This is a genomic window from Paracoccus sp. P2 (assembly GCF_046335115.1).
In the GTDB taxonomy this organism is placed as follows: domain Bacteria; phylum Pseudomonadota; class Alphaproteobacteria; order Rhodobacterales; family Rhodobacteraceae; genus Paracoccus; species Paracoccus pantotrophus.
Genome location: NZ_JBGOSN010000009.1, coordinates 82259 through 101908 on the forward strand (window position 1 = coordinate 82259; position 19650 = coordinate 101908).

General features: G+C 69.5%; 23 protein-coding genes and 1 tRNA gene. 9 read left to right on the top strand and 15 right to left on the bottom strand.

Annotation, left to right across the window (positions count from 1 at the left end; genetic code table 11):
* The 10 genes from ACDP63_RS08185 to ACDP63_RS08230 all read right to left on the bottom strand — a co-directional run.
* A partial coding sequence (locus ACDP63_RS08185; protein ID WP_409927894.1) for a DNA polymerase III subunit delta' occupies window positions 1-982 on the bottom strand: 982 nt, incomplete at its 3' end.
* Window positions 979-1578 (bottom strand): dTMP kinase, encoded by a 600-nt coding sequence (gene tmk / locus ACDP63_RS08190; RefSeq protein ID WP_024844965.1) that lies wholly within the window; start codon window positions 1576-1578, stop codon window positions 979-981. The genes tmk and ACDP63_RS08185, both read right to left, overlap by 4 nt.
* Before the next feature lie 14 nt (window positions 1579-1592).
* Window positions 1593-2750, bottom strand: a complete 1158-nt coding sequence (locus ACDP63_RS08195) for a D-alanyl-D-alanine carboxypeptidase family protein (protein ID WP_024844966.1) — start codon at window positions 2748-2750, stop codon at window positions 1593-1595.
* A gap of 105 nt (window positions 2751-2855) precedes the next feature.
* On the bottom strand, window positions 2856-3554 hold the full coding sequence (lexA, locus tag ACDP63_RS08200) for a transcriptional repressor LexA (protein WP_409927895.1): 699 nt from the start codon (window positions 3552-3554) through the stop codon (window positions 2856-2858).
* 111 nt (window positions 3555-3665) lie between these two features.
* Window positions 3666-4838, bottom strand: coding sequence for a gephyrin-like molybdotransferase Glp (gene glp, locus ACDP63_RS08205; protein ID WP_024844968.1), 1173 nt, complete (start codon window positions 4836-4838; stop codon window positions 3666-3668).
* Window positions 4839-4849: 11 nt separating this feature from the next.
* Entirely contained in the window at window positions 4850-5323 is a 474-nt protein-coding gene (moaC, locus tag ACDP63_RS08210) for a cyclic pyranopterin monophosphate synthase MoaC (RefSeq protein ID WP_024844969.1), read from the bottom strand.
* On the bottom strand, window positions 5320-6111 hold the full coding sequence (trpC, locus tag ACDP63_RS08215) for an indole-3-glycerol phosphate synthase TrpC (protein WP_024844970.1): 792 nt from the start codon (window positions 6109-6111) through the stop codon (window positions 5320-5322). The genes moaC and trpC overlap by 4 nt, the downstream gene beginning before the upstream one ends.
* A gap of 9 nt (window positions 6112-6120) precedes the next feature.
* Window positions 6121-6789 (bottom strand): uracil-DNA glycosylase, encoded by a 669-nt coding sequence (locus ACDP63_RS08220; protein ID WP_024844971.1) that lies wholly within the window; start codon window positions 6787-6789, stop codon window positions 6121-6123.
* Window positions 6782-7819, bottom strand: a complete 1038-nt coding sequence (gene trpD, locus ACDP63_RS08225; RefSeq protein WP_024844972.1) for an anthranilate phosphoribosyltransferase — start codon at window positions 7817-7819, stop codon at window positions 6782-6784. The genes ACDP63_RS08220 and trpD overlap by 8 nt, the downstream gene beginning before the upstream one ends.
* Window positions 7816-8406, bottom strand: a complete 591-nt coding sequence (locus tag ACDP63_RS08230; RefSeq protein WP_024844973.1) for an anthranilate synthase component II — start codon at window positions 8404-8406, stop codon at window positions 7816-7818. The genes trpD and ACDP63_RS08230 overlap by 4 nt, the downstream gene beginning before the upstream one ends.
* Before the next feature lie 164 nt (window positions 8407-8570).
* On the opposite strand from ACDP63_RS08230, the gene ACDP63_RS08235 reads away from it, so the two are divergent.
* The 4 genes from ACDP63_RS08235 to trpE all read left to right on the top strand — a co-directional run bounded on the left by ACDP63_RS08235 (window position 8571) and on the right by trpE (window position 14249).
* Complete coding sequence (locus tag ACDP63_RS08235) at window positions 8571-9485, top strand: hypothetical protein (RefSeq protein WP_024844974.1); 915 nt, start codon at window positions 8571-8573, stop codon at window positions 9483-9485.
* 10 nt (window positions 9486-9495) lie between these two features.
* Entirely contained in the window at window positions 9496-10671 is a 1176-nt protein-coding gene (locus ACDP63_RS08240; protein WP_024844975.1) for an aminotransferase, read from the top strand.
* 123 nt (window positions 10672-10794) lie between these two features.
* Window positions 10795-12747, top strand: coding sequence for a peptidylprolyl isomerase (locus tag ACDP63_RS08245; protein WP_024844976.1), 1953 nt, complete (start codon window positions 10795-10797; stop codon window positions 12745-12747).
* Window positions 12747-14249 (top strand): anthranilate synthase component I, encoded by a 1503-nt coding sequence (trpE, locus tag ACDP63_RS08250; protein ID WP_024844977.1) that lies wholly within the window; start codon window positions 12747-12749, stop codon window positions 14247-14249. Before ACDP63_RS08245 ends, trpE begins: the two co-directional genes overlap by 1 nt.
* A 102-nt stretch (window positions 14250-14351) precedes the next feature.
* Here the strand turns inward: trpE and ACDP63_RS08255 are convergent, their stop codons facing one another.
* The 4 genes from ACDP63_RS08255 to fabI form a co-directional block, all read right to left on the bottom strand.
* On the bottom strand, window positions 14352-14735 hold the full coding sequence (locus tag ACDP63_RS08255; RefSeq protein WP_024844978.1) for a hypothetical protein: 384 nt from the start codon (window positions 14733-14735) through the stop codon (window positions 14352-14354).
* A 114-nt stretch (window positions 14736-14849) separates the two neighbouring features.
* Window positions 14850-15347, bottom strand: a complete 498-nt coding sequence (gpt, locus tag ACDP63_RS08260; RefSeq protein WP_024844979.1) for a xanthine phosphoribosyltransferase — start codon at window positions 15345-15347, stop codon at window positions 14850-14852.
* Between the two features lie 9 nt (window positions 15348-15356).
* Entirely contained in the window at window positions 15357-15959 is a 603-nt protein-coding gene (locus tag ACDP63_RS08265) for a LysE family translocator (protein ID WP_024844980.1), read from the bottom strand.
* 9 nt (window positions 15960-15968) lie between these two features.
* Window positions 15969-16769: an enoyl-ACP reductase FabI gene (gene fabI, locus ACDP63_RS08270; protein ID WP_024844981.1), complete on the bottom strand. Its 801-nt coding sequence runs from the start codon at window positions 16767-16769 to the stop codon at window positions 15969-15971.
* A gap of 110 nt (window positions 16770-16879) precedes the next feature.
* Between fabI and pdxH the strand changes: the two genes are divergently transcribed.
* The 5 genes from pdxH to ACDP63_RS08295 all read left to right on the top strand — a co-directional run bounded on the left by pdxH (window position 16880) and on the right by ACDP63_RS08295 (window position 19352).
* Window positions 16880-17542 carry a pyridoxamine 5'-phosphate oxidase gene (gene pdxH / locus ACDP63_RS08275; protein WP_024844982.1) on the top strand — a complete coding sequence of 221 codons (663 nt, stop codon included), beginning with the start codon at window positions 16880-16882 and terminating at the stop codon, window positions 17540-17542.
* 131 nt (window positions 17543-17673) lie between these two features.
* Window positions 17674-18267, top strand: coding sequence for a cold-shock protein (locus tag ACDP63_RS08280; RefSeq protein WP_024844983.1), 594 nt, complete (start codon window positions 17674-17676; stop codon window positions 18265-18267).
* An 86-nt stretch (window positions 18268-18353) separates the two neighbouring features.
* A complete protein-coding gene (locus tag ACDP63_RS08285; protein WP_409927896.1) occupies window positions 18354-18758 on the top strand; it encodes a DUF192 domain-containing protein in 405 nt (134 codons plus the stop codon).
* A gap of 67 nt (window positions 18759-18825) precedes the next feature.
* Window positions 18826-18902 (top strand) — tRNA-Pro (locus ACDP63_RS08290).
* A gap of 249 nt (window positions 18903-19151) precedes the next feature.
* A complete protein-coding gene (locus ACDP63_RS08295; RefSeq protein ID WP_143091260.1) occupies window positions 19152-19352 on the top strand; it encodes a hypothetical protein in 201 nt (66 codons plus the stop codon).
* On the opposite strand, the gene ACDP63_RS08300 is transcribed toward ACDP63_RS08295, so the two are convergent.
* On the bottom strand, window positions 19349-19546 hold the full coding sequence (locus tag ACDP63_RS08300; protein WP_024844985.1) for a hypothetical protein: 198 nt from the start codon (window positions 19544-19546) through the stop codon (window positions 19349-19351). The genes ACDP63_RS08295 and ACDP63_RS08300 overlap by 4 nt on opposite strands.
* Between the last annotated feature and the right edge of the window lie 104 nt (window positions 19547-19650).

Genomic DNA, 19650 nt, shown 5'->3' on the forward strand with positions numbered 1-19650 from the left:
CCCAAAGCCGTGCCGCTGCCGGATCGGGGGCGATGCGGCTCAGCACCTCGGCCTCGCCCTCGGCCGCCTCGGGCAGGGGGGCACCCAAGAGGCCGGTGCGCGCGGCGCGAGTCAGAAAACGGTCGAGAAGAGTTACGACCAGGTCGAAGGGATCGCCCTCGGCCCCCGCGCGTCCCGCCGCCAGTTCGGCCAGGGCGGCGGCGGCGCGGCGGTCCATGCGCGGATAATCGGCGAACAGCCCGGCGATGCGCTGGTAAAGCGCCAGCCCGTCCTGCCCGGCCAGCCGCAGCGCCTCGCCGATCGAGCCGCCGGACAGCGCCGCCAGCCGGGCCGCGTCATGGTCAAGGCCGAGGTCGTGCAGAACCCGGCCCATGTCCTCGGGGCTCAGCGGCTGCAGCCGCAACTCGCGGCAGCGCGAGCGGATGGTCGGCAAAAGCCGCGCCGGCTGATGCGCGACCAGCAGCAGCGTCGCTTCCTGCGGCGGTTCTTCCAGCAGCTTCAGCAGCGCATTGGCGGCGGCCTGGTTCATTTCGTCCGCGGCGTCGATGATGGCGATGCGCCGCCCGCCCTCGGCCGCGCTCATGTGGAAGAAGCCCTGCAGGCGGCGGACCTCGTCCACGGTGATCTCGGCGCGCAGGCGCAGGGTCTTTTCATCCACCGGGCGCCGGACCAGGTGCAGCCGCGGCTCGGACAGCGCGCGGATGCGGCGGACGGTGGGATCGTCCTGCGGCGTGGTCAGGTCGGGCGACGCGGCACCGCTCAGCAGCCATTTGGCGATGGTCCAGGCCAGCGTCGCCTTGCCGGTGCCGCGTGGCCCCGAGATCAGCCAGGCATGGTGCAGCCGATGCGCCTGGGCGGCGGCCAGGAAATCCGCGACCGCGGCGTCCTGGCCGATGATGCGCGCCGCCTCGCGGGGATGGGGCGCGCCCGGCACGCGGTCGGGTTCGGGCAGCGGCTCGTCGCTGATGCCGGGCCGGCTCATGTCAGGGCGGCCAGTACGCGGGCGGCGACCTCGTCCTCGCTGCCGCGGCCGTCGATCACCCGGATGCGTTCGGGCGCCTCGGCAGCCAGCGCCAGGAAGCCCGCGCGCAGCTTCTGCTGGAAGCCCAGGCCCAGCGTCTCGAACCGGTCCTCGGCCCCGCCGCGGGCCTGGCCGCGGGCCAGCGCCACCGCCGGGTCGATGTCGATGATGAAGGTGCGGTCGGGCTCGATGCCGATGGTCAGCCGGTGCAACTCTTCGACCAGCTGGCGCAGCTCGGCGCGGGCGAGGCCCTGGTAGACTCGGCTGGAATCGGCGAAACGGTCGGTCACGATCCAGGCGCCGCGGTCCAGCGCCGGTCGGATCAGCCGCTCAACATGGTCGCGGCGGGCGGCGGTGAACAGCAGCAGCTCGGTTTCGGGGGACCAGCGTTCGCCCGCGCCCTCGACCAGCAGGCGGCGGATCTCCTCGGCGCCCAGGCTGCCGCCGGGTTCGCGCGTCAGCAGCGTCTCGGTGCCGCGCGCGTTCAGCGCCTGTGCCAGCCGCCGCGCCTGGGTGGATTTTCCCGATCCGTCGATGCCCTCGAAACTGATGAACATGGGTGGCTGCGGCGTCAGTTGCGCATCGCCTGGACGGCCCTTTCGCCCAGGCGGAAGGCTGCGCTTTGCATGCGGCCCAGCACGCCGGTCCGGGCGACGTTGCTGGCTGCGAACAGCGGCAGGCGCGATTGTCCGGCGCCGGGAATGTCCACGATCAGTTCGCCCAGCCGGTCGCCTTGGGCGATGGGGGCTTCGATGGGGCCGTTGAAGACAGCTTCGGCCTTGACGCCCGCATGCGAGCCGGCGGGGATCAGCACCCGGACCCCGTCCTTGGTGGTCAGTCCGACGCGGCTCTTGTCGCCCAGCCAGACCGGGGCCTGGACCACGATCTCGTCCTTGGGGATGATGGTGCGCATGGTGAACTGGCGATAGGCCCAGTTCACGATCTGCTCGGATTCCTCGGCGCGGGCCTTTTCACTGGGCAGGCCGGTGATGACGAAGACGATGCGCCGGTCGCCCTGTACGGCCGAGCCGACAAGCCCGTAGCCCGCCTCCTGCGTGTGCCCGGTCTTCAGCCCGTCGGCCTTCCAGTCGCCGGTTCCAAGCCGCAGCAAGGGGTTGCGGTTGCCCGCATTCGAGGGCACCCGCCCCTTGTAGTTGTATTCGGTAAGGGCGAAGTTCTTGTAGAGTTCCGGGAACTCGGTGATCAGCCGGGTGGCGAGCAGGCCCAGGTCGTGCATCGACATCCGGTGCTGGGGATCCGGCCAGCCCGAGGCGTTGACGAAATGCGAGTTCGTCATGCCCAGCTGCCGGGCGCGCTCGTTCATCAGCCGGGCAAAGGCTTCTTCGGTCCCGGCCAGCCCCTCGGCCACGACGACGCAGGCATCATTGCCCGAATTGATGATGATGCCGTGGATCAGATCCTCGACCGTCGGCCGATCTGCCGGTTCGACGAACATCTTCGACCCACCCATCTGCCAGGCCTTGGTCGAGACGGGAAAGGTCGTGTCCATCGCCACCCGACCGTCGTGCAGTGCCTCGAACAGCATGTTCAGGGTCATCAGCTTGGACATGGAGGCCGGCGGCAACGGCTCGTCGGCGTTCTTTTCCATCAGCACGGTGCCGGTCGCCACGTCATAGACCCAGGCCGCACGGGCCGTGGTGTCGAAGGCCTGCGCCGGCAGCGCAAGCAGCATGGCCAGAGTGAAGATGCGGAACGTCAGTGCGCGCATGGATTATCCTTGACCTGTCGCCTTTGGCCCATGGTTATCCCAGCCGGCCGAGACCCGCAACGCCGCCCGGCGATCTGTGCCGCGCAAGTGAACGGTGGTCGCCGCCTAATAGCTGCGGATCAGCCCCACCAGCCGGCCCTGGATCCGGACCTTGTCCTCGGGCAGCATGCGGGTTTCGTAAGCCGGGTTTGCGGCTTCCAGCGCGATCATGCCCCCCTTGCGGCGATAACGTTTCAGCGTGGCTTCGAAACCCTCGATCAGCGCCACCACGATATCGCCGTTTTCGGCCGCGTCCTGTTCGCGGATCACCACCACGTCGCCGTCGTTGATCCCGGCCTCGATCATCGAATCGCCGCGCACCTCAAGCGCGTAATGACGATCCTGGCCCGAGAGCATCGAGCCGGGCACGGCGATGTGATGTGAGATTTCCGAGATCGCCTCGATCGGGACGCCGGCGGCGATGCGGCCCATCACCGGCAATTCGATGACCGAGACGGAGACGTCCATGGCGCCGCGCGGCAGGGGAGCGGGACGGTCGGGAACCACCCCTTCGATCACGCGGGGCTGGAAGCCCGGACCCTTGCTGAGGCTGTCGGGCAGGCGGACGATTTCCAGCGCGCGGGCGCGATGCGGCAGGCGGCGGATGAACCCGCGTTCTTCAAGGGCGGTCACGAGGCGATGTATTCCCGATTTCGAGCGCAGGTCCAGCGCGAGCTTCATTTCGTCGAAGGACGGCGGCACCCCGTCGCGAGCCATCCGCGCCTGAATGAATTCAAGAAGCTGGATCTGTTTCTTCGTCAGCATGCTCTGCCCCCGATCTGCTGCGGCCGCCATCATGTTCATCGAATGTTCTAGCGCGCCCCGTCCCATGCGTCAATCGTTATGGCGATTCGGGTAAATTTCCGGTTAACCGGGCTAGAGCGGCAGGTAGCCCATGCGCTCGCCGGCCCGGTGTGCCGGGTCGTGTGCGGGACGGATCAGCAGCGCGTCGGCCTCGGCCAGAAGCCAGAGCCGGGCGGAATCCTGGTCGCCGAAGGGCTCGATCCGGGGCAGTGTCTCGCCGGGGGCGAGGCGGGCGCGCAGATAGTGCTGCCGGTCGCCCTCGGGCGGCAGGTCGCGGGCGAGCGTCGCCTGCAAGGGCTCGGGCCCCGCCGGCAGGCCCTGCATGGCCCGGATCAGCGGCTGCATGAAGAGTTTCGCGCAAACCACGGCAGAAACGGGGTTTCCGGGCAGGCCCAGCATGGCGGCGAGGCCGATCCGCCCGGCCATCAGCGGCTTGCCCGGCCGCATGGCCAGCTTGTAGAAGGCCCGCTCCATGCCGAGATCGGCCGCCACCTTGCCGATCAGGTCGTGATCGCCCACCGAGGCGCCGCCGATGGTTACGATCAGGTCGCACCCTTGGGCCTGGGCAAAGCGGTCGCGCAGGCTTTGTTCGGTGTCGCGGGCGAGCGGCAGGATGACGGGATCGGCCCCGGCTTCGCGCGCCAATGCCGCGATGGCGAGGTCGTTCGAGCTGATGATCTGGCCCGGCGCAGGCTCGGAGCCGGGGGGAACCAGTTCGTCGCCGCCGGCCAGGACGGCGACGCGCGGGCGGCGCGCGACCGTCACCTGCGGCACGTTCATTGCCGCGATGAGTGCCAGATCGGCGGGGCGCAAGGGGCGCCGCGGCAGAAACTCGGAGCCTTGTGCGAAATCATTGCCCTTGGCGCGGATATTACGACCGTGGCCGGGCTCGGCCACCGTGATGTGGTCGCCTTCGCGCACCACCAGCTCCTGCATGACCACGCGGTCGTAGCCTGCGGGAACCGGCGCGCCGGTGAAGATGCGGATGGCGCTGCCGGGGTGCGTTTCGCCGGCATAGGGCTGGCCGGCGGCGGCGGTGCCGATTACCGGCAAGGGGCCGGGCAGGTCGGCCGAGCGCAGCGCATAGCCGTCCATGGCCGAGGCGTCGAAGGGCGGCTGCGTCAGCCGGGCCACGGCGGGCGCCAGCAGCGCGCGGCCAAGCGCCTCGGCCAGCGCCACCTGCTCTGGCTCGGGGGCGGGTGCAAGGGCCAGGACGCGGGCGCGGGCTTCTTCGACGCTGATCATGGGTTCCCCCTTCAGGGTGCGGCGCGGAACGGGCCGGATTTGCCGCCGGTCTTGGACAGCAGGCGGATGCCTTCGATCCGCATGTCCTTCTGCGCGGCCTTGAGCATGTCATAGACGGTCAGGCAGGCGGTCGAGACGGCGGTCAGCGCCTCCATCTCGACCCCGGTCTTGCCGGCGGTGCGAACGGTGGCGGTGACGCGGATGCCGGGCAGGGCGGGGTCGGCCGCCAGATCGACCGAGACCTTGGTGATCGGCAGCGGGTGGCACAGCGGGATCAGCTCGGCGGTGCGCTTGGCGCCCATGATGCCGGCCAGCCGCGCCACGCCCATCACGTCGCCCTTGGCCGCGCCGCCCTGCGCCAGCACCAGCGTTTCGGGGGCCATGATCACCATGCCCTCGGCCACCGCCTCGCGCGCGGTCTCGGGCTTGTCCGAGACATCGACCATATGCGCCTGGCCCTGGGCGTCGAAATGCGTCAAGCTCATGCGGCAAGACCCAGGATCTGGCGGGTGGCGCCGGTCACGTCCGGCTGGCGCATCAGGCTTTCGCCGATCAGGAAGCGCCTGACCCCGGCCCCGGCCATGCGGTTCAGGTCGGCAGGCGTGAACAGCCCGCTTTCGCAGACCAGGTCGCGATCCGCAGGCACATGCGGCGCCAGGTCCAGCGTCACCTCCAGGCTGACCTCGAAGGTCTTCAGGTTGCGGTTGTTCACCCCGATCAGCGGCGACTTCAGGCGTAGCGCGCGGTCGAGTTCGGCGCGGTCATGCACCTCGACCAGCGCGTCCATGCCCCAGTGGAAGGCCGCATCCTCAAGCTCGGCGGCCAAGGTGTCGTCGACCGAGGCCATGATGATCAGGATGCAATCGGCACCCCAGGCGCGGGCCTCGGCCACCTGATAGGTGTCGTAGAGGAAGTCCTTGCGCAGCGCCGGCAGGCCGCAGGCATCGCGCGCGGTGGTCAGGAATTCGGGCGCGCCCTGAAAGCTGGGGGCGTCGGTCAGCACCGAAAGGCAGGCCGCCCCCCCGGCCTCATAGGCGCGGGCCAGCGCCGGCGGGTCGAAATCCGGGCGGATCAACCCCTTGGAGGGGCTGGCCTTCTTGATCTCGGCGATCAGCGCATGGCCGGTCGCGGCCTTCGCGGCCAGCGCGCGGGCAAAGCCGCGGGGGGGCGAGGCTTCGCGGGCCGCGGCCTCGATGCCCGACAGCGGCCGGGCGGCCTTGGCGGCGGCGATTTCTTCCAGCTTGTAGGCCTTGATGCGGTCGAGAATATCCATGACGTCGGTTTACCCCGCGGCGGCGGTTTCGGAAAGGGCCCAGTCGATCACCGGCTCGCCCCGCGACCGCAGCCAGTCGTTGACCCGGCCGAAGGGGCGCGAGCCGAAGAAGCCGCGCCGCGCCGATAGCGGTGAGGGATGGGCGCTTTCGATCACCAGATCCTGCGGACGCGGCAGCCCGGTCAGCGCCTTTTGCGCGTGGCCGCCCCAGAGGATGAAGGCCAGCGGGCGCTCGGCCTGCGCGCGGGCGACGGCCTGCCGCGCCAGCTTCTCCCAGCCCCATTTCGCATGGACGCCGGCTTGGCCGGGCAGCACGGACAGCGCGGTGTTCAGAAGCAGCACCCCCTGCCGCGCCCAATGGCTCAGGTCGCCGTTCGGGGGGGCGGCGCCGATATCCTCGCGCATCTCGGCATAGATGTTTCGCAGCGAGCGCGGCAGCGCGGTTTCCGGCGTGACCGAAAAGGCCAGCCCGTTGGCATGGCCCGGCGTGGGATAGGGGTCTTGCCCCAGGATCACCACCCGGACCTGCTCCGGCGGCGTCAGCTCCAGCGCGGCGAAGACGCGGGCGGGGCCGGGCAGCCAGTCGCGGTCCCGCAACCGGGCCGCGATGGCCGGCCAGTCCTGGCGAAAGAACGGCAGGCCGGCCCAGGCGCCGGGAACGGGGATGGGCTCAGCCATGGGGCTCGGCCGGCGCGCCGACCTGGGCGGCCAGCGCGGCCAGCTTGGCCCTGGCCTTGCCGCTGTCGATGGAATCGCGGGCGATCTCGGCTCCTTCGCGCAGCGATGCGGCCTTGCCGGCGATCAACAGCGCGGCGGCGGCATTCAGCAGCACGGCATCGCGATAGGCGCCCGGCGCGCCGTCCAGCAGCGCCCGCAGCGCCGCGGCGTTCTGCGCCGGATCGCCGCCCAGGATCGCCTCGAACGGATGCACCGGCAGGCCGGCATCCTCGGGCGAGACCTGGAACTCGGTGATCTCGCCGTCCTTGAGCTGCGCCACCCAGGTCGGCTCGGCGATCGAGATCTCGTCGGTGCCGTCGCCGCCATGCACCAGCCAGGCGCATTCCGAGCCCAGTTCGCGCAGCGTCTCGGCCATCGGCCGGTTCCAGACCTTGTCGAAGGTGCCCGTCAGCTGCCGCTTGACCGAGCCGGGATTGGTCATCGGCCCCAGCAGGTTGAAGATGGTGCGGGTGCCCAGTTCAGCCCGCGCCGGACCGACATGGCGCATGGCGGGGTGATGCACCGGCGCCATCATGAAGCAGATGCCGGTCGCGGCCAGCGCGGCCTCGGCGATCTCGGGGGTGCCCATCACGTTCAGCCCCAGATGGGTGATGGCATCGGCCGAGCCGGATTTCGAGGACAGGTTGCGGTTGCCATGCTTGGCGACCGGCACGCCGGCGCCCGCGACCACGAAGGCGGTGGCGGTCGAGATGTTCAGCGTGCCCTTGCCGTCGCCGCCGGTGCCGACGATGTCCATGGCGCCCTCGGGGGCCTTGATGCGGTTCATCCGCGCGCGCATGGCGCGGGTGGCGGCAGCCATTTCCTCGACCGTCTCGCCGCGCACGCGCATGGCCATCAGCAGGCCGCCGATCTGGGCGGGGGTGGCGGCGCCCTCGAACAGGGCGGAAAAGGCTGCCTCGGCCTCGGTCCCGGTCAGCGGCCGGCTGGCGGCCAGGCCGATCAGCGGGCGGATGTCGGTCGGCGCGCTCATGCGGCGCGGTCCAGGTTCGAGCAGCGGCGCAGGAAGTTGCGGATCATGTCGTGGCCATATTCCGAGGCGATGCTTTCGGGATGGAACTGCACGCCCTCGACCGGCAGGGTCCGGTGCATCAGCCCCATGATGGTGCCGTCGGCGGCGGTGGCGGTGACGCGCAGGCAATCGGGCAGGCTTTCCGGTTCCACGGTCAGCGAATGGTAGCGCGTCGCGGTCAGCGGCGAGGGCAGGCCGGCGAACACGCCGGTTCCGTCATGGGTGATGGCGTCGGTCTTGCCATGCACGATGCGGCTGGCGCGCACCACCTTGCCGCCGAAGGCCTCGCCGATGGCCTGGTGGCCCAGGCAGACCCCGAACAGCGGCACGCCCTTTTCCGCCGCCGCGCGGATCAGCGGCACGATGATCCCGGCATGGGCCGGATCGCAGGGGCCGGGCGAGATCACGATGCCCTGCGCGCCCATCCCCAGCGCCTCGTCGACGGACAGGGCGTCGTTGCGGCGCACGACGACCTCGGCCCCGGCCTCGCCCATGTAATGCACGAGGTTCCAGGTGAAGCTGTCGTAATTGTCGATGAGCAGGATCATGGTCTGGGCCTTCCGGCTGGGGCGCCTTGCATTGGGGGGTGAACCCCGGAAATTCTGCGGCTATAGATGGGCTAAAGCCTTGCCGCGGGTCAAGAGCGCAGGGCAAGAAAAACCGCGCTGGGGCGCATGCGGCGCGGCATGTGGGGCAGGGGCTGGGCAAGGACATGGCAAGAGGGTTCGCGACGGGTCTGGTTCATGGCGCGCTGGTCTGCGGCGCGGCGCTGGTCGGGCTGTCGCTGGCGTTGCCGCAGCCGCCGCGCCCCGAGGCACCCGCCGCCGGCCAGGGCCCGGCGGCCGAGACGCTGTCCGTCCCGGCGGGTTCCGGGTTCTCGAACGCCAGCGACATGCAGCCGCAGGCCCCCGCGCCGCTTGCCGCCGGGGTGCCGCGCCCCGCCGCGGCCCCGCTGGCGCCGCGCCCGGCCGACGAGCCTGCGCCGGCGCCCGCCGATCCGGCCGGGCTGCGCCCGCTTGCACCCGCCGAAAGCCCCGTCGCGCCCGAGATCGCCTTGCCCGAGGCCGATCCGGTCGACCTGCCCGATCCGGCAGCCGAGGCGCCGGTCCCCGTGCCGCCGCCCGGCCAGGTGGTGGTGCCGGCGCTGGACCGCGCCCCTGAACGTACCATGCCGGCCCCCGCGCCCGGGCCGGACGCGGCATCCGCCGACGCGCTGTCCCAACCGGCCGCAGAGGCCCCCGCCGCGCCCGCCGTTTCCGCAGGGTCGGAACCGGCCGCAACTGCGCCCCCACCGCTGCCCGCCGCCCCGCCGCCCGAGCCAGCGCCAGAGGCGCGGCGCCAAGCGGCGCCCGAGGCCCCTGCCGTTTCCGCCGGGACGCAGCCGGCCGGAAGCGCGCATCCGTCGCCGGCCGTCGCCCCAGGGCCCGAGGCATCGGCCGGTCCCGAAGCGGCGCCCGGAACCGGGGCGGCGATGTCCGGTGCCGCGGTGCCGGACCCGCGGGCGTCGTCGCGATCGCCGGAAGCCTCCGGGTCCGGCCAGGAGGAGGGCCCGGCCCGGTCCGCACCCGGCGCCGGACCCGACCTGTCCACCCCGCCCGATTTCGGCGCCTTGCGCCTGACCGACTGAGGCCCGTCCCATGCTGCCGCTGAACCCCGCCCTTGCCGCGACCTTTCGCCCGCCCGTCATGGAGGCGCGGCGCTGGCTTGCCGGCCTGACCTTTCCGCCCGAGCGGCCGTTGATCAATCTCAGCCAGGCCGCGCCGGTCGAGCCGCCGCCCGAGCCCCTGCGCCGTGCCATGGCCGAGGCGGCGCTGGAGCGGGCCGATGCGCATCTCTATGGCCCGGTGCTGGGCCGTCCCGAGTTGCGCGAAGCGGTGGCCCGCGACTGGTCGCGCGCCTATGCCGGCACCATCCGCCCCGAAGAGGTGGCGATCACCCAAGGCTGCAACCAGGCTTTCTGCGCCGCGATCCAGAGCCTCGCCGGGCCGGGGGATGAGGTGATCCTGCCTGCGCCCTGGTATTTCAACCACAAGATGTGGCTCGACATGCAGGGCATCCGCACTGTCCCCGTGCGCTGCGGCGCGGAGATGGTGCCGGACGCGGCCGAGGCGGCCAGGCTGGTCACCGAGCGCAGCCGGGCCATCGTGCTGGTCAGCCCCAACAACCCCTCGGGGGCGGAATACCCGGCCGAGACCCTGCGCGCCTTTGCCGAGCTGGCGCGGTCGCGCAGCCTGGCGCTGGTTCTGGACGAGACCTATCGCGACTTCGACGCCCGCGAGGGCGCGCCGCACGACCTGTTCGCCGATCCCGACTGGGGCGAGGTGCTGATCCATCTCTACAGCTTCTCGAAAGCCTACCGGCTGACCGGGCATCGCGTTGGCGCGGTCATCGCCAGCCCCGCCCGCATGGCCGAGATCGAGAAATTCCTCGACACCGTCGCGATCTGTGCCGGCCAGATCGGCCAGATCGGCGCGGCCTGGGGCATGGCGAACCTGCGCGATTGGCTGGCGGGCGAGCGGGCCGAGATCCTTGCCCGCCGGGCCGCCATGGCCGAGGGCATGGCGCAGCTTCCCGGCTGGCGCGTCAAGGGCTGCGGCGCCTATTTCACCTGGGCCGAACATCCGTTCGACATGCCTGCGCCGGACCTTGCGCAGCGCCTGCTGCGCGAGGCGGGGGTGCTGCTGCTGCCCGGCACCATGTTCATGCCCGAGGGCGACGTGCAGGGCGCGCGCCATGTCCGCATCGCCTTTGCCAATGCCGACCGGGACGGCATCGCGGCGCTGATGCAGCGGCTCGAGGCGTTCCGGCCCTGACCGGCCGACCGGATTGTGACCGGCGGGCAAGGCGGCGCGGCGTCGCGGCTCTTGCCGCCGGGCCCTTGGCACCCTAAAGACTTGCGCTGACTGGCAAGAACAACGGCGGGGCACGGCGACAAGATGCGAGGCAAGGGCAAATCGACGATCGTCTGGTTGCTGATGGGCATGCTGGTCCTGGGGCTGGGCGGCTTCGGCGTCACCAATTTCTCGGGCGGCACGGCCGATATCGGCGCGGTGGGCGATGTCGAGATCTCGGCCCAGGACTATGCCCGCACCCTGCGCGCCGAGATGCAGGATTTCTCTGCCCGCACCGGCCGGCAGATCAGTGCCGCCGAGGCCAAGGCCATCGGCGTGGACCAGGCGGCGCTGGTGCGGCTTTACACCGCCGCGGCGCTGGAGGCCGAGGCGAACCGGCTGGGCGTCTCGGTCGGCGACCAGGCGGTGGCCGAGCAGATCACCGGCATCGCCGCCTTCCGCGGCCTGAACGGCCAGTTCGACCGCGCCATCTATGCCGACGCGCTGCGCCGCGAGGGCATGCGCGAGGCCGAGTTCGAACATGACCTGCGCATGGACATGGCCCGGCTGATCCTGCAGGACGCGGCGCTGGCCGGTGTCAGCGCGCCCGAGCCGGTGGTGGCGCAGACCCAGGGCTGGCTGCTGGAGACGCGCGACATCCATTGGCGCGAACTGACCGCCGAGGATCTGCCCGCGCCGGTTTCCACCCCCGACGAGGCGACGCTGCAAGCCTGGCACAAGGCCAATGCCGACCGCTTCACCGCGCCCGAGATCCGCCAGATCACCTATGTCTGGCTGACCCCCGAGATGCTGGAGGGCGAGGTCGAGGTCGACGAGGCGGCGCTGCGCGAGCTTTACCAGGACCGGATCGAGGAGTTCCAGCAGCCCGAGCGCCGCATGGTCGAGCGGCTGGTCTTCCCCACCATGGCCGCCGCCGAGGAGGCCAAGGCCCGCATCGAGCGCGGCGAGATCACCTTCGAGCAGCTGGCCGCCGAGCGCGGGCTGACGCTGGCCGACATCGACTTGGGCGAGGTGAGCCAGGCCGAGCTGGGTGCTGCGGGCGAGGCGGTGTTTGCGCTGGAGGAGCCCGGCGTCGCCGGCCCGGCCGGTTCCGACCTGGGGCCGGCGCTGTTTTCGATGAATGCGATCCTGGAACCGCTGGACATTCCCTTCGAGGAGGCGCGCGACGACCTGCGGCTCGAGGCCGCGGTGGACCGCGCGCGGCGCCAGATCGAGGAGCGTTCGGACGAGTTCGCCGACCTGCTGGCCGGGGGCGCGGCGCTGGAGGACATGGTCGAGGACACGCCGATGAAGCTCGGCCGCATCGATTGGAGTCCCGGCGCCGAGGCCGATCCGAATGGCATCGACGCCTATCCCGAGTTCCGCCAGCGCGCGGCGCAGCTGACCGAGAAGGATTTCCCCGAACTGTTCGAGACCGGGGACGGCGGCGTCTTCGCCCTGCGGCTGGACAAGATCGAGCCGCCGGCGCTGATCCCCTTCGAGGAGGTGCGCGAGCGCGTGGCCGAGGATTGGGCGCGCAACGAGACGCATCGCCTGCTGCTCGCCCTGGCCGAGGAGCGCCGCGTCGAGGCCGAGGCGGCCGCCGAGACCGGCATCGAGCCGGCCCCGGCGGCGGCGACCGCGCCGGTCGCCCAGGCCCTCGGCGCCGCCGCGACCGCGCCGGGGACCGACGCCCCCGCCACGGCTGACCAGAAGCCCGCCCCCGATCCCGGCACGCCGGCGACCGGCCTTGCCCGCGGCGGTTTCATTAACGGCGTGCCGCAGGACGTGGTGACCCAGGCCTTCGAGATCGCCGAGGAAGGCGCGACCGAGGTGGTCGATGCCGAGAACCGGGTGTTCCTGGTCACGCTGGACAAGATCCACCCGGCCGAGACCAGGGGCGACGAGGCCGCGCAGATCCGCGAGGGCATCTCGGCCCGGCTGGCGGATTCGCTGCGCCAGGACGTCTTCGACTATTACACCCGCGCGCTGCAGTCCCAGGCCGGCATGACGCTGAACCAGACCGCGGTGGATGCGGTGAACGCGCAGGTCCAATGATGGAGATCACCCCGGATTTCGCGTCATTCGAGCGGGGCTGGGCCGAGGGGCGCAACCAGCTTCTGACCATCCGGCTGGCAGCCGACCTGGACACGCCGGTCAGCCTGATGCTGAAGCTGGCCGAGGCCGCGCCCAATTCCTTCATGCTGGAAAGCGTCACCGGCGGCGAGCTGCGCGGCCGCTATTCCTTCGTCGGCATGAAGCCCGACCTGATCTGGGAATGCCGGGACGGCAAGGCCCGCATCAACCGCAACGCCCGCTATTCGGACGAGTTCGCGGGTGACGACCGCCCGGCGCTGGACAGCCTGCGTGCCCTGATCGCGGAAAGCCGCATCGACATGCCGGACGGCGTGCCGGCGGGTGCGGCGGGGCTTTTCGGCTATCTGGGCTATGACATGATCCGCCTGGTCGAGCGCCTGCCCGACGTGAACCCCGATCCGCTGGGCCTGCCGGATGCGATGATGATGCGCCCCTCGGTCGTCGCGGTTCTGGACGGGGTCAAGGGCGAAGTCCTGCTCTGCGCCCCGGCCTGGCACGATGGGGAAACCCCCGCCCGCGCCGCCTATGCCCAGGCTGCCGAGCGGGTGATGGAGGCGCTGCGCGCGCTGGACCGCCAGCCCAGCGAGCCGCGCGCCCTGGGCCACGATCTGAAAATCGGCGAATTGCGCAGCAATTTCAGCAAGGAAGCCTATCTGGCGGCGGTCGAGAAGGCCAAGGAGTACATCCGCGCCGGCGACATCTTCCAGGTGGTGCCCTCGCAACGCTGGGCGATGGATTTCCCGCTGCCGCCCTTTGCGCTTTACCGCGCGCTGCGGCGCACCAACCCATCGCCCTTCATGTTCTTCCTGAATTTCGGCGGCTTCCAGATCGTCGGCGCCTCGCCCGAGATCCTGGTGCGGCTGCGCGAAGGCGAGGTGACGATCCGCCCCATCGCCGGCACCCGCCCGCGCGGCGCCACGCCCGAGGAGGACCGCGCGCTGGAGGCCGACCTCCTGGCCGACCAGAAGGAACTGGCCGAACACCTGATGCTGCTGGACCTCGGCCGCAACGACGTGGGCCGGGTGGCGCGCATCGGCACGGTCACCCCCACCGAGCAGTTCATCGTCGAGCGGTATTCCCACGTCATGCATATCGTCTCGAACGTGGTGGGCGAGCTCAACGAAGGCGAGGACGCGCTGTCGGCGCTGCTGGCGGGGATGCCGGCGGGCACGGTCTCGGGCGCGCCCAAGGTCCGGGCGATGGAGATCATCGACGAGCTGGAGCCGGAAAAGCGCGGCGTCTATGCCGGCGGCGTCGGCTATTTCGCCGCCAATGGCGAGATGGACATGTGCATCGCCCTGCGCACCGGGGTGATCAAGGACGGCACGCTTTACATCCAGGCCGGCGGCGGCGTGGTCTATGACAGTGACCCCGAGGCCGAGTTCATGGAGACGGTGAACAAGAGCCGCGCCCTGCGCCGCGCGGCCGAGGAAGCGGCGCGTTTCGTGCGCGGAAACGGATAGGAGAGGGCCCGGCCCGGCAAGGCGGCTAGCGGATTGGCGGGGGGCGGTGGTTCCGGCCGGGCAAGTTGCCAGCATCGCTGCGCCCGAATGCGGCAGCAGAAGTCAGTCCCGCCAAAAGGGAATGTCTCTGCGACAGTAATTTCCCACCGCCATCCCCAGCGGCAGCGAGCCGTCGCGCGGTCCCGAACCGAATTCGGACAACCCGGCCCCTTCGGCCTTGCGTGCGGGATCGAGCGTGAAGACGATCCCTTGGCCCGCCTTGCGCGGCTTGGGCGTGGCGCGCCAGATCCGGGCCTTGCCAGGCTGGCCCAGGGCGCGCTGCGCAAAATCGCCCGCGGCGCACCAATAATCGGTGTCCTCGCGCCGAGCCTGGTAGGCGACCGCGATCTCGGTCGGGCCGGCCTGGGTGACGGTCATGCCGTTGCGGGCCATGAAGGCGGCCGCCGGCATCGGCAGCAACAGCGCAACAATGAGGATCGGACGCATCACCGTTTTCCCTCGCAGGACAGGGGCCGCTTCCGGCCCGCCATCCGATGATGCGCCACGACGATCTGCGGGGCAATCCTGAAGCGCCGCGCGCCCGCGACATGCCGCGCGGGATCAATCCTCGCCGCGATAGGGCTGGACGTATTGCAGCGCCATGTCCCAGGGGAAGAATATCCAGGTGTCCTGGCTGACTTCGGTCACATAGGTCTCGACCATGGGCCGGCCCTTGGGCTTGGCATAGACGGTGGCGAAATGCGCCTTGGGATACATGGTGCGCACATGTTCCAGCGTGCGCCCCGAATCGACCAGGTCGTCGACCACCAGGATGCCGTCGCCGTCCTGCATCACCGCCGGGTCCGGAGCCTTCAGCACCGTGACCTCGCCGCGCTCCTGCCCGCCCTTGCCGCGATAGGACTTGACGGAAATCGTGTCGATCACCCGCACGTCAAGTTCGCGCGCGACGATCATCGCCGGTACCAGCCCGCCGCGGGTGATGGCCAGGATCGCGCGCCAGGGGCGATCCTCGAGCCGCCAGGCCAGGGCACGGGCGTCGCGGTGCAGCTGGTCCCAGCTGATATGGAATCCGCGTTCATGGGGCAGGCGATCGTTCATGCTGGCTCCTTAGTGGTTGACGATCAGAAGCAGGCCCAGCAGCGCGATGGCGATGCCGGCGGCCCGGTCGATCCAGAACTTTGCCGCAAAATAGCGCGCGCGCATGAGGGCTGTCGACATCAGAACGGCGACCAGCGCATACCAGAACAGCTCGGTCCCCAGGCAGATGCCATAGATCAGCGCCTGCCGCGCGATCCCCATCGGCTCGGGAAAGACCGACAGGATCAACGCGGCATAGAACAGCGCCGGCTTGGGATTGGAGAGGTTCAGCGCGATCCCGCCCCAGAACCCCTTGCTGGCGCCGCCGGCCGCCGGCGGCAGGGGCAGGGTCGAGGCGCGCCACAGCGTCCAGGCGAACCACAGCAGGTAGAAGCCGCCAAAGACCTTGAGCGCGACGAACAGCGCCGGGTGCAGCCGGAACAGCACCGCCAGCCCGGCCAGCGCGAACAGGCACCACAGCGAGGCGCCCGTGGCCAGTCCAAGCGCATAGGGCAGGGCGCGGGCGCGACCATGCAGGAAGGCGGTCTGCACCGTGGCGATGATCGCCGGCCCCGGCGTCAGGATCGCCAGCGTCAGCGCCGAGACAAGCGCGATGACCTGTTCGGCGCTCATCGCGGAGGATCAGTCCTTTTTCGTCGTGGCGATGTCGGGGGCGTCCACGGCCTTCATGCCGACGATGTGATAGCCGGAATCGACGTGATGGGTTTCGCCCGTCACGCCCGAGCCCAGGTCGGACAAGAGATAGACCGCCGACTTGCCGACATCGTCGATGGTGACGTTGCGGCGCAGCGGCGAGTTCAGCTCGTTCCATTTCAGGATATAGCGGAAATCACCGATGCCGCTGGCCGCCAGCGTCTTGATCGGCCCGGCCGAGATGGCGTTGACGCGGATGCCGTCCTTGCCGAAATCCTCGGCCAGGTAGCGCACCGACGCCTCCAGCGCGGCCTTGGCGACGCCCATGACGTTGTAATGCGGCATCACCCGCTCGGCGCCGTAATAGGTCAGGGTCAGCATCGAGCCGCCGTTCGGCATCATCGCGGCGGCGCGGCGCGCCACGGCGGTAAAGGAATAGACCGAGATGTCCATGGTCATCAGGAAATTGTCGCGCGTGGTGTCGGCATAGCGGCCGCGCAGCTGCTCCTTGTCGGAAAAGCCGATGGCATGGACGATGAAGTCCAGGCTGTCCCAGCGTTCCGCAATGGTCGCGAACAGCCCGTCGACCGAGGCCTCGTCGGCCACGTCGCATTCGGCCAGCAGGTCCGAGCCGATCTGCGCGGCCAGCGGCTCGACCCGGCGCTTGAGCGCCTCGCCCTGATAGGAAAAGGCCAGCTCGGCACCCTGTTCGGCCAGCGCCTTGGCGATGCCCCAGGCGATGGACTTGTCGTTCGCCAGGCCCATGATGAGGCCGCGGCGACCCTTCATCAGCCCATTCCCGCCGTCACTTGACATGATGCTGCCCCTCGCGCTTCTTCGGTTTGCAGCAGGATTAGGCGAACTGCATGGAGGCATCAAGTGTCGGTAAGCAGGCAGACATGAGCGACCGCAGCGGAATTTTCGCCGGCGACGACCCCTTTGCCATCGCCCGCAGCTGGCTGGCCGAGGCCGAAAGGACCGAGCCGAACGACCCCAGCGCCATGGCGCTGGCCACCGTCGATGCCGCGGGCATGCCCGACGTGCGCATGGTGCTTTTGAAGGGGATCGAGGGGGCGGGGGCCGAGGGCTCCTTCGTCTTCTATACCAATTACGAAAGCGCCAAGGGCAGCCAGATCGAGGCGACCGGGGTCGCCGCCTTCGTCATGCACTGGAAGTCGCTGCGCCGGCAACTGCGCGTACGCGGCCATGTCACCCGTGTCGAATCCGACCTGGCCGATGCCTATTACGCCTCGCGTCCCTTGCAGTCGCGGATCGGCGCCTGGGCCTCGCGCCAAAGCCGGCCGCTGGCCAGCCGCGGTGCGCTGATGGGTGATGTGGCGCGGCTTGGGATCAATCTTGGGTTGAATCCCCCGCGCCCGCCGCATTGGGGCGGCTATCGAATCCGCCCGGTCCAGATCGAATTCTGGGCCGATGGCGCCTTCCGCCTGCATGACCGTTTTCGCTGGACAAAACGAGGTTTTTCCGACGAAAGCGGCGACGGACAGGACAATAGTCAAGAAATAATTCAAAGTTTATGGCAAGTCTGCCGTCTTAGCCCTTGATGCGGGTTCGCGATTTATCCATGGTATGGAAAGCCTGACCAATCCGGCTCCACCTTCGTTCAGCCTAGACCGAAGGGCGCGGGACCGGAGTTTCGGGTTGTTTCTGGTTTTCTAACGGGTGACAGGACGACATGGAAGAAGACGACGAGCAACAGCGCAAGATCGCGGGCGTCGTGAAATGGTTCGATGGCAGCAAGGGCTTCGGTTTTCTGACCGATCCCGAGGGTGGCGCCGACATTCTTCTGCACGCCAACGTACTGAGGAATTTCGGCCAGAGCTCGGTTGCCGAGGGCTCTCATGTGGTTGCCATCATCCAGAAGACGCCGCGCGGCATGCAGGCGGTCGAGGTGCTGGAGATCACGCCGCCTGCCAGCGAGCCGATGCCCGCCATCGCCGATCTGTGTTCGGCCACGCCGGAAGAGATCGCGCAGCTGCCGCTGCTGCCGGCGCGGGTGAAATGGTTCGACAAGGCCAAGGGCTTCGGCTTTGCCAATATCTTCGCCGAAAAAGCCGACGTGTTCCTGCATGTCGAGGTGTTGCGCCATTCCGGCTTTGCCGATCTGGCCGTGGGCGAGGCGATCGCGCTGCGCGTGGTCGATGGCCGGCGGGGGATGATGGCCGCGCAAATCCTGTCCTGGGAGAAAGCCGCGATCGAGGCGCGGCAGACACAGCCGGGGGGAGCGGCCGCGCTCGCTAAATTGCGGCTGGTCGCGGGCGCGGTATGAAGTTGAGGGCCGTTACGGTTGTTCTTGCTTTTCTTGTCATAAATCAATCCTCGGCCCTTGCGGCCCCGTGTCATCCCGACCGGGCGTTGTTCCAGGGTCGGGGCAAGCCGGTCGAGGTGGCGGTCGAGATCGCGGACAGCGACGAGGAACGCGCGCGGGGCCTGATGTTCCGCCGCGACCTGCCGGCGGGGCAGGGCATGCTGTTCATCTACGAATCGCCGCAGCCGGTCAGCTTCTGGATGCGCAACACGCTGATTGCGCTGGACATGATCTTCATCGACGCACGGGGCGAGGTGCGCCACGTTCATCCGATGGCCAAGCCGCTGGACGAGACGGCGATCGCGGGCGTGGCGCCCGGCGATCCCGCGCCCGAGCGGCTGATGGTGCTGGAGGTGCCGGGCGGCGACGCGGCGCGGCTGGGCATCCATCCCGGCATGGTGCTGTCGCATCCGCGCCTGCCGCAGCAGGATGCGCTGGCGTCCTGCGACTGAAGGTGCTGCGGCCTCTCAGTTTTCCCTTTCCCCCAGCGCGGTCAGCCGCTAGACAGCGCGACAGGTCCGGGGCGTAGCGCAGCCTGGTAGCGCGACGGTTTTGGGTACCGTAGGCCGGAGGTTCGAATCCTCTCGCCCCGACCACCACTCAGTCACCACTCAGTTCCTTCCGACCCTCACCGGTTTGCAGCGCGGTTTGCGGCCTTGTTCCGGATGCCGCCCGCGCCGCTTTCCCGCAGGGATCCGGCGGCGAGCCCGGCGGTTTCCTGCCGAAAAAGCCAGCGTGACTTTGCTGCATCAGCGCCGCTTCATGAAGCTGGGGGCGCCCCCGGTTGTTTTCGGGGTGTCACATTCGTCTGATCGAAGGTGTTTTGATGAGTATGCGAGGTTCTCATGAACGCTTGGTGGAGCGCGTCCGTCTGCATCAACCGGACCCTTGGGGGACAGCAATCAGAGCCGCTTTGCTCGCGCGTCTATCGTCAGCCGCCGTCGCCCTGGCGCAGCGCCTTCATGGCGCTGATGGACCGCGTCTTTGCCGAGACGGCCCATTGCGAGAATATCCATAGCCGCTGGCGCGACCGCAGCGACGCCTAGCGTTTCGCGGCCAGGCTCCGCTCCAGCTGCTCCAGCGCGGCGATGGTGGCGTCATAGCTGTTGCCGGCCTTGGGAAAGCGTGCCTTGCGGCCGCGATAGAAGGCCAGCCATTTCGGCAGCTCCTCCAGGGGATAGGTCGCCGACCAGATCTTGCCGGTCAGGGTGAAGGTGGATTCGTCATGCGTCACTTTCATGCCCGCCCTTTTGCGGTCCTGCGCCGGCGGCATCAAGATGCCGAGCGCGTCGGCGGCCGGGCTGGCAAAATAATGCACCGGAAGGTTCGGGAAATGCCTGCCGC